Genomic DNA, 13,854 nt, shown 5'->3' on the forward strand with positions numbered 1-13,854 from the left:
CTCTCCTGTTATTCCAGGTTGGCTTGCATATCTATCCAAAACTGTTCTGCAAAAGAAACAGCAGGGTGTTGTGGTGCCTTGGGTTTTTTTTGCAATTGCATACCAACTTCCCCAAGGGTTTTATCACCTTTGCGAGAGTTACATCTTTCACAAGCTGTCACTACGTTATCCCAGGTATGCAAGCCACCCTTCGATCGGGGAATCAAATGATCCAGAGTCAGACGTTTGGTGCTACCGCAATATTGACAACTGTGATGGTCTCTCCGCAGCACTTCTCGTCGAGTCACTGGCGGCATTTTCCACATCCTTTCAGCCGCAGCGATTTTTAAGCGGATGTGCTTTGGTACGGAAACTACCAAGCTAGGTGAGCGAACTAACCATCCCCCCTCTGTAGAAAAATCTACTGGTTCAGCCTTATTACTAACTAACAACACAATCGCTCGCTTGATATTTACCCGACACAGTGGCAAGTAATTTTGAGAAAAAACCACCACGGATTGTTCTAACACTTGCATGGCGCTTGTCACAGTCTGACTCCTTATCAACATTTGTCAGAGAAGAAGGAATGGGAATGGGGAAATAGATTATTTTGAATTGATTTGTTACCAGTCTCCAGTCCCCAGTACCCAGTCCACTGACTAAAAAACCCCCACTTCTGATTTAGGTGAAGCGGGGGTTAAAGTTTGACCTGATATTTTTCTGGTCTTATTGCGGTACAGCATTTTTGCTCTTGTACCTCCCGCTTTGTATTTCTATCTGTGGTTTACTATTTGGCGCATCAAAGCTTATATATCTAAAATCATTATTACCCTCTGTTTTTTGCCCACCATGCAGGCTGCGATCGCCCATAAATAGATACTCCACTCCCACAGTGGCAGATTCCCAACAAACCTGCCAAATGTGGGAATGCGAAGTAGTAGAAATGGGGTAAATGGATTTCACAGAAAATTTCACCTATTGAACATTACTGTAAACATACTACACTTGTATTACTATCTTGTCTATACCTCTAAGGAGAAAAAATCATGCATACCATCACACGCACCTCAACCACTGATATGGAAGTTACCAGCATCCGTTTGGAACGCGAACTAAAAGATAAACTCAAAGAAATAGCAGGTAATCAGGGATATCAGGCTTTAATCAGAGATGTCCTCTGGAATTATGTGCAGCAAAAATCCGGCGAATGGAAACCCCGATTTTCTCGTGCTGATATTCGAGCCAGTATAGCCGCCACAGCACAGCAAGATGAACGCTGTGTTCTAACAGGTACATTAATTCCATCTCAACAACCTATGTTATTGGGACTAACAAAGAATGGTGATATGGTGCCTCTAAGTGTTGAAAGTCTAACTGACTAGTTCAATAACCTTTAAGCTTTGGCAATAGGTCAGAATAAATGCAGTTTAGTTATTTATAGCAGTAACTAAGCTGCATTTATTGCTGACAATCTTTCTAAGACAGAAGCTTGATATTTGCTGAATATCTCTAACACAAGCACTATTTATACAATCTTTTTTGGATAAATTTGACTTGATTCGATAGAATTTAATTAAATGTCAACTTATCAAGTAAACTAAGTATAAAGTATCTTATTAAGCACTAACAGGCTAAGTATTGATGCGTATATGAGTTTATGATAATTTTTCTTTAATTCTAGAGAAATTACGGTTTATGTAGAGTTACAGACAGGATATCCTAGTTTTGAGATAGTAAACTAAATCAACTTCAAATTTTCGTCAATCCTGAAAACGAGGCTCCCACATTAGCAACATTATCGTGATCTAGAAAGCAAAAATTAGTTGATAAAGCTAACAAATACCATTAACTAAAACATAAATATGTAATCAGATTTTAGTAAAATTCTTCATAAACGACTGACGATTTATCCGGGTGCTGCAATATAACTCAAAAGTTAAAAACGACACAAAACTTGGGTGCAAAGTAAACAAACGGATTTTTATCCCCCAGCGAACCAATAATGAAAAAGCGTTTATTATCACCGCCAGAATATGTAGATGAAAATGACGTAGAACAACTACAGCCATACCGAGCCAAGCTCATGCATCAACAAGAAAACACCGCCCAAGCCTTGGCGCAAAAGATAAATTATATCATTGCCAATAGCCAGGCGACATCATTGATGTTGCAAGAAATTGCTCACTTATTGGGAGATGTCTTCAAGGTAGATTGCTGCTGTTTAATGAGCGTAACCAGAGATACTCCGAATAAAAGTTCTGCCGTTAATTGGTGTAGTGAAAAATATTTGGGATCACCACCTTCCCCAGAAATTTCCTCAATGGATCATTTATTAGTAAGTTCCCCAGTTGTACAATGTGTTGCTGAACCATTGACAGTTGAGGATATTTCCTTAGTTCAACAAACTTTATTAATTAGCTATCAATCATTGCCAATCCCGATCAAATCGGTTTTAGCAATTCCTACCCGATTTAGTGGTCATAATAACGGTGTAATTTGCTTGATAAAATTCCAAACATATCAATGGGATGAATCAGAAAAAAAATTACTCCAATCAATAGCTTCATCTTGTGCGATCGCTTTAGCTCAAGTAGCACAAGCACAGATATTAAATACTCAAAAACAGTATTTACACAAGAGCAGCCAGCATCAAATTTTAATTAAACAATTAACTATACTAAGCCTTAGTAACTTGGAGTTAAATCAAATGCTCCAGTTAGTTATTTCATCGACTGCTGAATCATTAGAAGTGGATCGAGGATTACTAATCCTATTAAAATATACAGATCCCATGTTCAGAAATCGTCCCAAAAAGCAAATTCCTAAAGCCAAAGCCACCATAATGGGAGAGTGGACTAAATCTCAAAACACCAATCACACTGAACAAAAAAACCTAGAACAAAGTTTCTTTTTATCAGAATGTGATTTATGCCAGCGTGTATTTACAGAATCGGGGAAACCGATCATGATTGATAACTCGACCGAGCAGAAAGAGAATTTCCAGCCAAATCCCTTGTTTGCCATTGAACAATTTCCAGCCACAATGTTAATGCCATTAGAAAATCAAGGCAAAGTTTTAGGATTTGTAGTTTTACAGCAAGAAGTTACTCGTAATTGGCAACCCGCAGAATTAAATCTTGTAGAAATGGTCTGCGCTCAATTGAGTAATGCCATAATTCAATCACAAACATTGCGGCAAGTACAAAATTTAGTAGATGAAAGAACAGAGCAACTCAAACGAAGTTTGGAAGTACAGGCAAAATTGTACGAAAAAACAAAGCAGTATGTTGAGCAGCTACAACAACTCAACGAACTCAAAGATGAATTTGTCAGCAATATTAGCGATCGCTTGCGTTATCCCCTGACCAATATGCGAATGTCAATTCGTAACTTAAGATTGCCAGGAATCACCCCAGAACGTCAAACTAGATATCTAGATATTCTAGAGTCAGAATGTACCAAAGAAATTAACTTAATTAATGACCTCCTCACCCTCCAGAAACTAGAAACCCATCAAGAAGAACCACAATTAGAAACCATAGACCTTAATACCAAAATTAAGGACTTAGTAGCTGCTGTAGAAAAACCACTAGCAGAACGAGGATTATCTGTAACCATAGATTTACCCGAAAAACCATTAAAACTTCAAACCGAAATTGAAAGTTTTGACCGCATCCTGCAAGAACTATTAACCAATGTCAATAAATACTCGGAACGCGACACCATCGTTAATTTACAAGTAACTCACAAAGTCGAACCAGAACTTGATAACGAAACGCGACCTAGTAATCAAGTTATTATTAAAGTAACCAACATAGGACGTGGCATCTCACAAGAAGAAGCAGCCTATATCTTTGACAAGTTCCGTCGTGGGAAAGGACGTTGGACTCCAGGAACTGGCTTAGGACTGGCCTTAGTCAAGTCTTTAGTACAACATTTACATGGAGCGATCGCCATAGAGAGTACCCCAATAGCTAACTCTCAATTGAGTGAAATTTGTTTCACCCTTACCCTACCTCAGTTTTCCGCAGCAACTAAACCAAATTCTCAACAGTGACTACAGAAAACAACACAGCGGGACTTAATTCCCCCACACCTCTTGACGATAGTGAACTAGAAAGCAACTTAATTGCTGATCAAGTAACAATCCAAGTCGAGAAATTATCAGAGCGACAACGGCAAATTACCGCCAAAGTGCAAATCCCGCACCCAGTCGAAAAAGTCTGGAAAATTCTTACAGACTATGAAGCCTTAACTGAATTTATCCCCAATCTAGCCAAAAGTTCGCTCCTAGAACATCCCAACGGAGGCATACGGCTAGAACAAATCGGTTCTCAACGCTTACTCAATTTCAAATTTTGTGCGCGTGTCGTTCTCGATCTAGAAGAAATCTTCCTTAAACAGATCAACTTTCAAATGGTAGAAGGAGATTTCAAAGGCTTTTCAGGTTTTTGGTGCTTAGAGCCTTATTCCCTTGGAGAGCATCAAGGAACAAATCTCTGCTACACCATCCAAGTTTGGCCTAAGCTAACAATGCCTATATCCATCATTGAAAGCAGACTCAGCAAAGACCTACAACTAAACCTACTGGCAATTCGGCAACGTGCAAGCGAATTAAGCATTGGTTGAAGATGAGAGTCGGCAGAATAGGATCAATTATTTACAGGATAGAAAAGAAATACTTAACTTACCTTTTCTATCCTTTTCATGAACGCTTGGTTTTAAAATACCCCCAGGGGAATTCGAATCCCCGTTACCTCCGTGAAAGGGAGGTGTCCTAGGCCTCTAGACGATGGGGGCATGGACTTCAGACTTTTAATAATCTACCGGATTTTTTCGAGGATGTCAACACCTTTTTCCAAAAAAATTTTCACGCCCTCTAAATTGGGCAGGGGAGCAGGGAGCAGGGGGAAAGATTAATTCCTTCTTCCTTCTTCTTCCTCCTGCCTCCTGACTCCTGACTCCTGACTCCTGAACTCCTGAACTCCTTGTTAAAAAAAAAATCTCTTAATTTCTTAACGATGGGTGTGCTGTAGTACCCTGTAGAGTTAGTATTTATGATTCTTTACAAAGGATTTTGAAATCAATCGCTCAAAATCTACAACATGGAAGCATCTTTTGAAATTACCCTACAGATGGTGTTCACAGTCCTGGCAGGCATTAGCGCCCAGGTAATGGCCGCATATCTTAAGCTGCCCAGCATCGTCTTATTACTTTTGTTAGGCATCCTATTGGGTGCTGATGGTATTGGCTTATTACACCCGCATTTGTTGGGAACTGGACTGGAAGTAATTGTCTCTCTAGCCACAGCAATTATCTTGTTTGAAGGCGGACTCAAATTGGACGTGCGCGAGTTGGGCAGAGTTTCAGTGAGTTTGCAATTACTTGTCACCTTGGGAACACTCATCACACTTCTGGGCGGTAGCATGGCGGCTCACTGGCTGGGAGAATTTCCTTGGAATATAGCTTTTCTCTTTGCTTCCATCGTCGTTGTTACAGGGCCTACCGTCGTTGGACCTCTGCTCAAACAAATCAACGTAGATCGGCAAGTAGCAACTCTATTAGAAGGTGAAGGGGTTTTAATTGACCCAGTGGGAGCAATCCTAGCTTATGTTGTCCTGGATACGATTTTGAACGGTGATGCTGACCCACTCAAAGCCATCATGGGTTTAATATTGCGCTTGGGTGTGGGAGCCATGATTGGTGGTGTGGGTGGTTATCTGATGAGTTGGGTGTTCAAACGTGCCAGTTTTCTATCTTTTGAACTCAAAAACCTGGTGGTGCTGGCGGCTTTGTGGGGTTTGTTTACCCTAGCTCAGATGATTCGCGCTGAGTCGGGAATTATGACTACAGTTGTGGCAGGGGCTGTATTTGCCAATTCATCAGTTCCAGAAGAACGGCTATTGCGGAGCTTTAAAAACCAGTTAACAATTCTCAGCGTTTCTGTACTATTTATTCTCCTGGCTGCTGATTTATCTATTGCTAGTGTGTTGGCCTTGGGTTGGGGTAGTTTATTTACTGTTTTGGTTTTGATGTTTGTGGTGCGCCCAATTAATATTTTGTTGTGTACTTGGAATAGTGATCTCAATTGGCGACAGAAACTGTTTTTAAGCTGGGTTGCACCGAGAGGAATTGTTTCTGCTTCTGTGGCTTCTTTGTTTGCTATTTCGCTGACACAAAGGGGCGTTAATGGTGGTGATGCCATTAAGGCTCTGGTGTTCTTGACAATTATCATGACTGTTGTCTGTCAAGGTTTGACAGCGGGCTGGATTGCTAGGTGGCTGGAAATCACTTCCAAAGATGCTACTGGAGCGGTGATTGTAGGTTGTAATCCCTTGAGTTTGTTGATTGCTCGGTTTTTCCAAGAACGGGGAGAAGCTGTAGTGATAATTGATACTGATTCGGAATATTTTGCTCAAGCTGAGGCTCAAAATCTGCGGGTGATTGCTAGTAGTGCGCTAGATGCAGAAGTTTTGGAGGAGGCTGGTATTGCTTCAATGGGAACTTTTGTGGCTATGACTAATAATGGTGAGGTAAATTTTGTCCTAGCACAACGGGCATCTGAGGAGTTTAGTCCGCCTCGTGTTTTAGCGGTGTTTCCCCGTGATCCGCAAGCTCCTAATTCTGCCAATGTGAAAGTTAATCAAGCTTTTGTCTCTGACTTAGCTGTGAAAACTTGGAATGAGTATTTAAGCAATGGACGGGTGAAATTGGGAACAACAACTTTAAATGAGGCAGAATTTTCTAGTCAGCAGGAGCATATCCAAGAGAAGATTCGGTCTGGAGTTTTAGTACCGCTATTGCTAGAGAGGGAAGAACGGCTACAGGTAATGTCAGTCAATCAAGATTGGGAAGTAGGCGATCGCATTATCTATCTGTTGTATGATTCTAGACCAAATCTGTTAAAACGCTTATCTGGTGCTAGTCAATCTACGGCTTTAGCTTTAGAAAAGCTCCCAGAAGTCGAAGAAGTACCCATTGCTAAATTGTCTCAACTTTCTGCTACTGAAGCTTCGGATAATTGAATGTTAAGAAAAAATACTTGTTTGATAATTAACCAATTTTTCCAACATTCTGACTCCTGACTCCTGAATTCTGACAAAATAAAAACTGCATATAACTTGAATCTTCCTGTTTTGGATGCCAAGATAGGGAGTTATTATTTGTTAGAGAACTGATCTCTGAAAATTGCAATATAATTTAAAAGATAAAATCCCTTGTACAGTGAGGCAGAAAGTTATCTGTATCAGCAACAGATAAGTAAATCCTATCAGTATTACAACCTTCTGCCTGATTGAACTAGTCAACTGCAACCGAGCCGAGTGAACGATAACAGCTATGTCTTACGTCTCCCTGCTGAAAAATTTACCAGAAATATTAAGCCAACCTACTGGGATAGCGGCTATAGCCTCTCTTGGCATCCACGGTGCTATTGCCTTGATTGTGCCATTAATGCCTGTTAATTCTAATAAGTCTTCAGAAACCAATACAGCTAAAGCTGTGGGATTGATGGAATTAAGTCCGGCTGACCAAAACCGCTTACCACAAACTCCTGGTACGTCTGAAGTTGCTTTACAACCGCCCCAATTGCCTCTACAACAGCAACTTCCTCCGGCCAGCTTTGATACCCAATCAATAGCATTACCACCCTTACAACCTGATTTAACTAGCCAGCCAGTATTACCATCTATTCCTGCATCACAAGCTAACTATAATCTTTCCTACTTACCTCGCAGGTTGCCTGTTCAGAAATTTAGCAGAAACGATTTTAGAACGCAAGTTTCTAACTATCGACCCAGAACTACATTCTCTGGTTCAGCATCTCCTTTTGTTGATGACATAGATGCCAAAATTAAAGAAACCCAACCGCTGAATTTAAACAGGTTGCCAGAAGTTCAAGCGGATAATAAATTACCAGACGAACCCCTGAGTAACCCATCTCCTGATGCTATTGATATTGGTTCTACAACCACAGCACAGGGAATTACTCCACAGCAAAGAGGACTGTTAGCAGATAACTCAGTTCAAATTGCTGAAAATTCTCCCTCTAAGATTGGTGGAGAACAATCTATACAAGATAAACGCCAATTAATATCAACAGCACCAGAAATTGCTACGAATCAACCTGTTTTAAGCTCGTCTGATTCACAAGCGAAGAAAAGAGAGGAGTTAATGGCTAACCTTAACTCTTACAACAACCTGAGACAAAAAATTCAACAGGAATATCCCAACGCTAAAGAAAAGCCTGTGATTCGTGAATCTGTATCTACAGATAAACGAACTATGGAAGGTACTGTTTTGGGTAGATTAGTTGTAGATACTGATGGCAAGGTCTTGGATATCAAGTTCCAAGATGGATCAGTTGCTCCTGAATTACAATCCCAAACCAGAGCATTTTTCAATGCTAATCCTCCTAAAGGTGAGCAGCGCATTAGCTCTTATCCATTCCAATTGCGGTTTAAAAATACTGGCGATCGCAATCAGACTAGCAAAACTCCTGAGCTAAATCCTTCACAAAATCTAGATGCTCAAAAAGTAATTGAGCTAGAAGGAAGAAAAACTCAGGCAAATAATCAAGCTGTGATTATTCCCAATCCATCTTCTACACCTGTCGTCAGTGGTAATCAGTCTGTCGTATCTACTGAACCTGCTCAAAAGCTGATTAAACAGTTGCGTCAAATTAAGGAAGAAAGAGAAAGCTCAAATCAAGAAAAATAAAATCATCAAATTTTAGATTTTGGAGAGGCAGTGCTGTTTTCGATATCTGAATAGATGAAGTGGGTGTAGGGTGTGGGGAGGAATTAGTCTACAATCCACACTCTCAACACAGGATGCATCACCAGCCTGTTTCAGCTTTTTGAAAAACATAAGCGGCCACTTCTAGAATTTCTTGCTCACTCAATTTGTTTTTGAAGGCGGGCATGGCGCTTTTACCATTCTGAATTTGGTGGATAATAGCCTGGATAGGTTCAAGTTCATAATTTTCCAGGTATTTTGATAGTGCTGATTTTTGTAAAGTTTTATGTTCAACAAGAATGTTAGCTCCGCCTATATGGCAAGCAGCGCAGTTAGCATTAAAAATTTTGCTCCCGTTGGTTGTTTCTGCTGCTAAGGCTGGATAAATAATTGTCAAGTTAAACAACAGAGCGATCGCTAAAAGTAGATTTAATAAAAATAGTCTCAATAGATTTTCCTCGCAACCAACATTCTGCAACCGAACAACTCCAGTTATTGGCTATTCCGTATAATATAATACGAATTATCTAGATTTGAACACAGGTAATTGGTGACAGGCTTGAAAATTTGTTTGTATAGGAGTTTTTCTAGCCACAGCTAAAGTGATGAGGACATGAATCTTTTTCAGCAAACCCTAGATAGAGATAAAAATTAGCGGCAACTAGCTGATCCCTCTATTTTTACCTGGGAATAAAGCTAGTTACCGCTGCTTTTCAATTATTTGTGCTACCTAATGAGCAAAAAAAATCATCTAGTGTTAAATTAGCAAGATTTCTAGCCTTCAACAGTGATTTTACCAGCCATACCAGCACCACGGTGAGGAGTGCAGTAGAACAAGTAATCACCTGTTGGCGCATCTGCGGGAAAAGTTGTTGTGACTTTCTGTCCAGGATTCAACAGTAATTTAGTGTGAGACAAAGATGCAGCTAAAGCTTTATCCTTTGCAGGGTTCTTCGCAGCATCAAACACAACATTATGGGGCGCAAGTTTGTTATTCACCCATTCAATTGTGTCACCAGGTTTAATGGTTAATGCTTTAGGTTGAAATTGCAACAGTCCTTTGTCACTGCCCAATTTGATAGTGTAGGTTTCAGCGGATGCAGTGGGAGCAAAAACAGCAAAGCTGCTGACAACCAAAAGAACAGTCAATACCGCTAAAGTCAAGCGTCTCCAACTTGCTGCAATTAATTTCATGGCTCTCTCCTGAGATATAGTTTTATTTTCCTGTTCCCATTTTAAATACATTTAACGCCAAATATGACAATCTGTCATAGATGATTTTTTTTTAATCCTTGGCGGTTATGAATGGAAAAATTACAGCTTAAATACAAAGTTCCCAGTCCTGGTTCAAGAGAGCAAACTCAAGTAGAAGCAGCTGGTGTATTCAACCAAAAACGACAATTATGCTTGAATGCACTCAAGTATCAGGACTCGGAACTGAGATTTTTCAACAGTAAGGGTTAAATTACCCCTACTTTACTTAATAAGAAGGCTAATTAACAGAGTTTTAGTAATAAATCTTACCGCCACCCCATTTCGTACCAACAACTTTGGGTTGAATGAGAATGTGACCTGCGATCGCAGTTAAGTCATCATCGGTCAAATTTCTCATTTCTGTAAAGATATCCGCACTCTTAATGCTGGGATGTATTTCAGAAATGTCATCTTCCCCATCGTAAGTTGTGGGATTCTTCATGTAGTCTACTAACCCTTGAATATTGTCACGCTTTGGTGTAGCACCTGCCAAAGCTTGTGGTTCTAGTCCCACGTTTTGGTTAGTTTTGGTTACACCACCAGCATGACATTGAGCGCAAGTGTCATTAAATAATTTTTTACCTTGTGCCAGTTTTGGCACGCTGATAACAACAGTATCACCAAGTTCATTCAATGGTACGGTTCTGGTAGCTTCATCCAGTTCCACAGCTGTTGCACTACCGATAAATAACTGAAATGTCAGTAAAACAGTAGCAACAACAACGCCAATCAGTCTTCTAAACATATTTCCCCTTTCAATTTTTAATGCTCAACACAGCTAAGACACTAATAGTTCCAAGAAGCATAGATATTGATCTGATGCTAAAAGTTTGCCAGGTATAACACCGACGGGGAGAACTAGAACGCCCTTGATCCCTGGGCTAAAAGCTGTCGGGATTACTTTACGTAAAATGTTCAGGCTATCATTAACATCAGCATGAATCAGTTTACCATTAGCTGCTCTATGCTGTTGCTGAACAGAGTTTCTCCATAAGTAAGAATAGGGTCAAGAGTGAGTGCTAGAATGGGGAGATTTTATTTTTTGATACAAATCTTTATAAAAAAGATTTACAACTTGTAAAGTTATAAGAAAAAAGGCTGAAAACCCCGATAGCGAAGCGTGGCGTTAGCCATACTAAAAACCAACAAGTGTTTAGGGATGAACGTCTTTTAAGTTAATATCCTGAAATTAGGATTAAGTACCGTAGGGCATACGGGAACTTACGCTACAGGAGATTTGCCACGCCACTTGCTTCAAGCCGGGGAACTCGTCCAACGCAGTGGCTCATCTTGGGCGATTGGTGTAAACCTGTCATCTAATGGCAAGTCTGTGAATGTAGAATCCCTTAGGCTTTAGCCAGGGGAGTGTCAAACCTGAATTCTTACAGAGCTTGTAAAAACATTGCCATATTGATCAACTCGAAGGCCATCAGGTTGTCCTGGTTCGATAACTGCAAACACACACCCATTTTTTGCCCATCGACCATCTACAACTTCGTACACACGGATATGATGAGGCCTGTTTGGAATATTAAAAGCTACGGACAGATACTCATCAATCAAATATCCTTTTTATCAAAAAAATATCTTCATGCCCTACTCTTCATCCCCTAATATTTGTAATAACTTCCTTGCAACTAAAACGCCCACAACTCCAGCACCAAATAATTCCACCGCCTGCACAAGTTTTTTACCTACATCGTGAGAGTCAAGATGGTGATGAAATACCTCTTCATCTAGCCATTCTGTAGTCGCTTTAAAGTCATGAATTGGGGTTGGTAATAATGTTAAATAAGTGCCTTGACGAATTAAGTGCGCGGGTTCGCCTGCAACTTCAAAAACATTGAATAAGTTAGCCGCAGCATCATTTAATCCCAACTTTAATAAAGTTCCCCGGATGTTAACCTTGGCAGGTTTGGGTTCTTCTCCAAAAGCCAATGCTTTCAAATTCCGCGCAATATTTGCTCCTTGTTGATAAGCTACTTGGGCTGTAGGTGGTAGTGAATTATCTTGAACTGCTGCACAATCACCACCAGCAAACACCTCTGGAAAACCAAGCAATTGCATTGTGGAAGTAACTAGAGGACGACCATGATGATCACGATGTTCTTGAGGAATTGGTAACTCTTGAATTAGGGGATGGTTAGAAGTACCAGCCGTCCAGATTGTGGTATGTGTCGCCAATGTCTTAATTTCATCATTGCTTTTATATTCAATTGCATGAGGATGAACAGCAGTGGCTTCTGCTCCCGTGAGAATTTCAATTGGGATAGTACGTTTTTGTAATTCTTTCTGGGCAATGGGACGTAAAGGATCATTAATATCACCATCAAGAATTTCTTGACCATGATTGAGGAGAATTACCCGGATTTCTGTCGAATTACCGCCTAAAGCACCATACCAATGGGGAAGAAAATCAGCTAAAGTTGCAGCCATTTCCACACCAGAAGCACCACCACCAACTACAACCACTGTTAATAATTGGCAACGTTGTTTTAGATCATCTGTTTGCACGGCTTTTTGTAAGCAGTCACGTAAATGGCGGTCAAGGGCGATCGCATCTGCTTGTGTCCAAAAAGGAAAAGCATTCTCTCTAGCACCAGCAACATGATGATAACCAGTAACGCTACCTAAAGCTAATACTAAATTACTGTAATTGTAAGAATCACCCGAAGCTAATTTAACCTCCCGTTGATGTAGGTTTACCATTTGTACTGTATCTTGCACAAAAATGACACCACTACCTTTAAGTAATTCCGAAAAACGCGGTACTACTTGAATTGTATTCATCTCGCCATCGAAATATTCATAAAGCAATGGTTTAAAACAAAATCGCTCATTCTTATCAATTAAAATCACCGAACGGGGGTAATGTTCATGGGTTAAATGTAAGGCGGTAAATAGTCCGGTAAAACCACCGCCAATAATCACAGTTTGATAAATTGGGATGTTCATAAGAAAGGAGTGGGGGGAGATGTGGTTTGGTTTAGCTGCGAGGTAATCTAGCGGAGCTTACCGAAGGTATCGCTACGCCAATAATGCCTATATAATGTTCTTTTTGCAACCATTTGGCAATCAGGGGATATTGATATTTTTCTGGGACAGGAGTTTCTTCAATTGCTTTTGAAGGTAGTAATTCTTGTACTAATAACTTCATTAAATTACTCCAAAGAATCACTAATTTTTAAATATTCTTACGCTTGCCAAATATAGAGACCGCAGAATAAAAATATCCAAACTATATCAACAAAATGCCAAAACAAAGTAGTTGCACTCACACCGAAATGACCTTTATCGTAATTACCTGGCATGAATGAGCGAAGAAGCATAGTTATTTGGAAAATTACACCAGCAAGAACATGAAATCCGTGAAAACCTGTTAAGATATAGAACGTAGAACCAACCAATCCTGTACTTAACCCAAAATTAAGGTTGCTCCATTCAATTCCTTGACCAATTAAGAAATAGGTTCCCATACATATTGTAATCAGCCATAGCCAACGAAATTTATTTAGCTGATGCCGCTTAAGAGAATTTTCTGCTGGTTGAATAACAAAGCTGCTAGAGAGTAATACTACCGTGTTAATAATTACAAAGGTAGACAATTTTGGACCCGAAACACCAGGTGGTAGCCAAGTTTTTAAATGTGTTAATCGCAGCGCAATGTATGTAAAGATAAAGCTCAAAAAAACTATGCTTTCTGACAACAGAAATACAGTAAACCCAAACATACCCTTTCCATGATGATCTTCAGAACGTCCACCACGAAATGGCAAGTAACGCTTGAGCCAATTTGGTAAGTATCGCCGCCACCGTTCTAAACGAATAGGACTTTCATCTATATGAATTACGCCACGGTTCATAAGTTCTGGGGATTGGGGATTG

At 40.0% G+C, this 13,854-nt stretch carries 14 protein-coding genes, 1 tRNA gene and 1 pseudogene; 7 read left to right on the forward strand and 9 right to left on the reverse strand.

Annotated elements, in window-relative coordinates; translation table 11 throughout:
- Positions 1-8 precede the first annotated feature (8 nt).
- A complete protein-coding gene (locus ACLLO5_RS23920; RefSeq protein ID WP_413176178.1) occupies positions 9-515 on the reverse strand; it encodes an HNH endonuclease in 507 nt (168 codons plus the stop codon).
- A 190-nt stretch (positions 516-705) separates the two neighbouring features.
- Positions 706-942, reverse strand: coding sequence for a hypothetical protein (locus ACLLO5_RS23925; protein WP_413172980.1), 237 nt, complete (start codon positions 940-942; stop codon positions 706-708).
- 83 nt (positions 943-1,025) lie between these two features.
- Between ACLLO5_RS23925 and ACLLO5_RS23930 the strand changes: the two genes are divergently transcribed.
- From ACLLO5_RS23930 to ACLLO5_RS23940, 3 genes are all read left to right on the forward strand, one after another.
- A complete protein-coding gene (locus tag ACLLO5_RS23930) occupies positions 1,026-1,361 on the forward strand; it encodes a hypothetical protein (protein ID WP_413172981.1) in 336 nt (111 codons plus the stop codon).
- A gap of 620 nt (positions 1,362-1,981) precedes the next feature.
- Positions 1,982-4,036 (forward strand): GAF domain-containing protein, encoded by a 2,055-nt coding sequence (locus ACLLO5_RS23935; protein WP_413172982.1) that lies wholly within the window; start codon positions 1,982-1,984, stop codon positions 4,034-4,036.
- Positions 4,033-4,608 carry an SRPBCC family protein gene (locus ACLLO5_RS23940; RefSeq protein WP_413172983.1) on the forward strand — a complete coding sequence of 192 codons (576 nt, stop codon included), beginning with the start codon at positions 4,033-4,035 and terminating at the stop codon, positions 4,606-4,608. The genes ACLLO5_RS23935 and ACLLO5_RS23940 overlap by 4 nt, the downstream gene beginning before the upstream one ends.
- Positions 4,609-4,706: 98 nt before the next feature.
- On the opposite strand, the gene ACLLO5_RS23945 is transcribed toward ACLLO5_RS23940, so the two are convergent.
- Positions 4,707-4,779: transfer RNA gene (locus tag ACLLO5_RS23945), tRNA-Glu, on the reverse strand.
- Positions 4,780-5,084: 305 nt separating this feature from the next.
- Between ACLLO5_RS23945 and ACLLO5_RS23950 the strand changes: the two genes are divergently transcribed.
- Positions 5,085-7,004: a cation:proton antiporter gene (locus ACLLO5_RS23950; RefSeq protein WP_413172984.1), complete on the forward strand. Its 1,920-nt coding sequence runs from the start codon at positions 5,085-5,087 to the stop codon at positions 7,002-7,004.
- A gap of 313 nt (positions 7,005-7,317) precedes the next feature.
- The gene (locus tag ACLLO5_RS23955; protein WP_413172985.1) at positions 7,318-8,697 is read left to right on the forward strand and encodes a hypothetical protein; all 1,380 of its coding nucleotides are present in this window, start codon (positions 7,318-7,320) and stop codon (positions 8,695-8,697) included.
- 118 nt (positions 8,698-8,815) lie between these two features.
- Here ACLLO5_RS23955 and petJ read toward each other — a convergent pair whose 3' ends face one another.
- Positions 8,816-9,193: a cytochrome c6 PetJ gene (petJ, locus tag ACLLO5_RS23960; RefSeq protein WP_413172986.1), complete on the reverse strand. Its 378-nt coding sequence runs from the start codon at positions 9,191-9,193 to the stop codon at positions 8,816-8,818.
- A gap of 296 nt (positions 9,194-9,489) precedes the next feature.
- Positions 9,490-9,909, reverse strand: a complete 420-nt coding sequence (gene petE / locus ACLLO5_RS23965) for a plastocyanin (protein WP_413172987.1) — start codon at positions 9,907-9,909, stop codon at positions 9,490-9,492.
- A 111-nt stretch (positions 9,910-10,020) separates the two neighbouring features.
- On the opposite strand from petE, the gene ACLLO5_RS23970 reads away from it, so the two are divergent.
- Positions 10,021-10,179 (forward strand): hypothetical protein, encoded by a 159-nt coding sequence (locus tag ACLLO5_RS23970; protein ID WP_413172988.1) that lies wholly within the window; start codon positions 10,021-10,023, stop codon positions 10,177-10,179.
- A 43-nt stretch (positions 10,180-10,222) separates the two neighbouring features.
- On the opposite strand, the gene psbV is transcribed toward ACLLO5_RS23970, so the two are convergent.
- Positions 10,223-10,714 (reverse strand): photosystem II cytochrome c-550, encoded by a 492-nt coding sequence (gene psbV, locus ACLLO5_RS23975; RefSeq protein ID WP_413172989.1) that lies wholly within the window; start codon positions 10,712-10,714, stop codon positions 10,223-10,225.
- Positions 10,715-11,143: 429 nt separating this feature from the next.
- Between psbV and ACLLO5_RS23980 the strand changes: the two are divergent.
- Positions 11,144-11,326, forward strand: a pseudogene (locus tag ACLLO5_RS23980) (RNA-guided endonuclease TnpB family protein); the annotation flags it as partial.
- A 239-nt stretch (positions 11,327-11,565) separates the two neighbouring features.
- Here ACLLO5_RS23980 and ACLLO5_RS23985 read toward each other — a convergent pair.
- From ACLLO5_RS23985 to ACLLO5_RS23995, 3 genes are read right to left on the reverse strand one after another with little or no spacing between them, the layout of a single operon-like run.
- Complete coding sequence (locus ACLLO5_RS23985) at positions 11,566-12,924, reverse strand: NAD(P)/FAD-dependent oxidoreductase (RefSeq protein ID WP_413172990.1); 1,359 nt, start codon at positions 12,922-12,924, stop codon at positions 11,566-11,568.
- 31 nt (positions 12,925-12,955) lie between these two features.
- The gene (locus tag ACLLO5_RS23990) at positions 12,956-13,126 is read right to left on the reverse strand and encodes a hypothetical protein (protein ID WP_413172991.1); all 171 of its coding nucleotides are present in this window, start codon (positions 13,124-13,126) and stop codon (positions 12,956-12,958) included.
- 37 nt (positions 13,127-13,163) lie between these two features.
- The gene (locus ACLLO5_RS23995; RefSeq protein WP_413172992.1) at positions 13,164-13,832 is read right to left on the reverse strand and encodes a heme-copper oxidase subunit III; all 669 of its coding nucleotides are present in this window, start codon (positions 13,830-13,832) and stop codon (positions 13,164-13,166) included.
- Positions 13,833-13,854 lie beyond the last annotated feature (22 nt).

It is taken from the genome of Anabaena azotica SJ-1 (assembly GCF_047275885.1).
Classification (GTDB): domain Bacteria; phylum Cyanobacteriota; class Cyanobacteriia; order Cyanobacteriales; family Nostocaceae; genus Trichormus_B; species Trichormus_B azotica_A.

What these genes read in the sequence shown, in the direction of transcription:
- ACLLO5_RS23985 (WP_413172990.1), bottom strand. Translation starts at nt 12,924, where the DNA reads ATGAACATCCCAATTTATCAAACTGTGATTATTGGCGGTGGTTTTACC.
- ACLLO5_RS23920 (WP_413176178.1), bottom strand. Translation starts at nt 515, where the DNA reads ATGCAAGTGTTAGAACAATCCGTGGTGGTTTTTTCTCAAAATTACTTG.
- ACLLO5_RS23935 (WP_413172982.1), top strand. Translation starts at nt 1,982, where the DNA reads ATGAAAAAGCGTTTATTATCACCGCCAGAATATGTAGATGAAAATGAC.
- ACLLO5_RS23955 (WP_413172985.1), top strand. Translation starts at nt 7,318, where the DNA reads ATGTCTTACGTCTCCCTGCTGAAAAATTTACCAGAAATATTAAGCCAA.
- ACLLO5_RS23930 (WP_413172981.1), top strand. Translation starts at nt 1,026, where the DNA reads ATGCATACCATCACACGCACCTCAACCACTGATATGGAAGTTACCAGC.
- ACLLO5_RS23970 (WP_413172988.1), top strand. Translation starts at nt 10,021, where the DNA reads ATGGAAAAATTACAGCTTAAATACAAAGTTCCCAGTCCTGGTTCAAGA.
- petE (WP_413172987.1), bottom strand. Translation starts at nt 9,909, where the DNA reads ATGAAATTAATTGCAGCAAGTTGGAGACGCTTGACTTTAGCGGTATTG.
- ACLLO5_RS23950 (WP_413172984.1), top strand. Translation starts at nt 5,085, where the DNA reads ATGGAAGCATCTTTTGAAATTACCCTACAGATGGTGTTCACAGTCCTG.
- psbV (WP_413172989.1), bottom strand. Translation starts at nt 10,714, where the DNA reads ATGTTTAGAAGACTGATTGGCGTTGTTGTTGCTACTGTTTTACTGACA.
- ACLLO5_RS23995 (WP_413172992.1), bottom strand. Translation starts at nt 13,832, where the DNA reads ATGAACCGTGGCGTAATTCATATAGATGAAAGTCCTATTCGTTTAGAA.
- ACLLO5_RS23990 (WP_413172991.1), bottom strand. Translation starts at nt 13,126, where the DNA reads ATGAAGTTATTAGTACAAGAATTACTACCTTCAAAAGCAATTGAAGAA.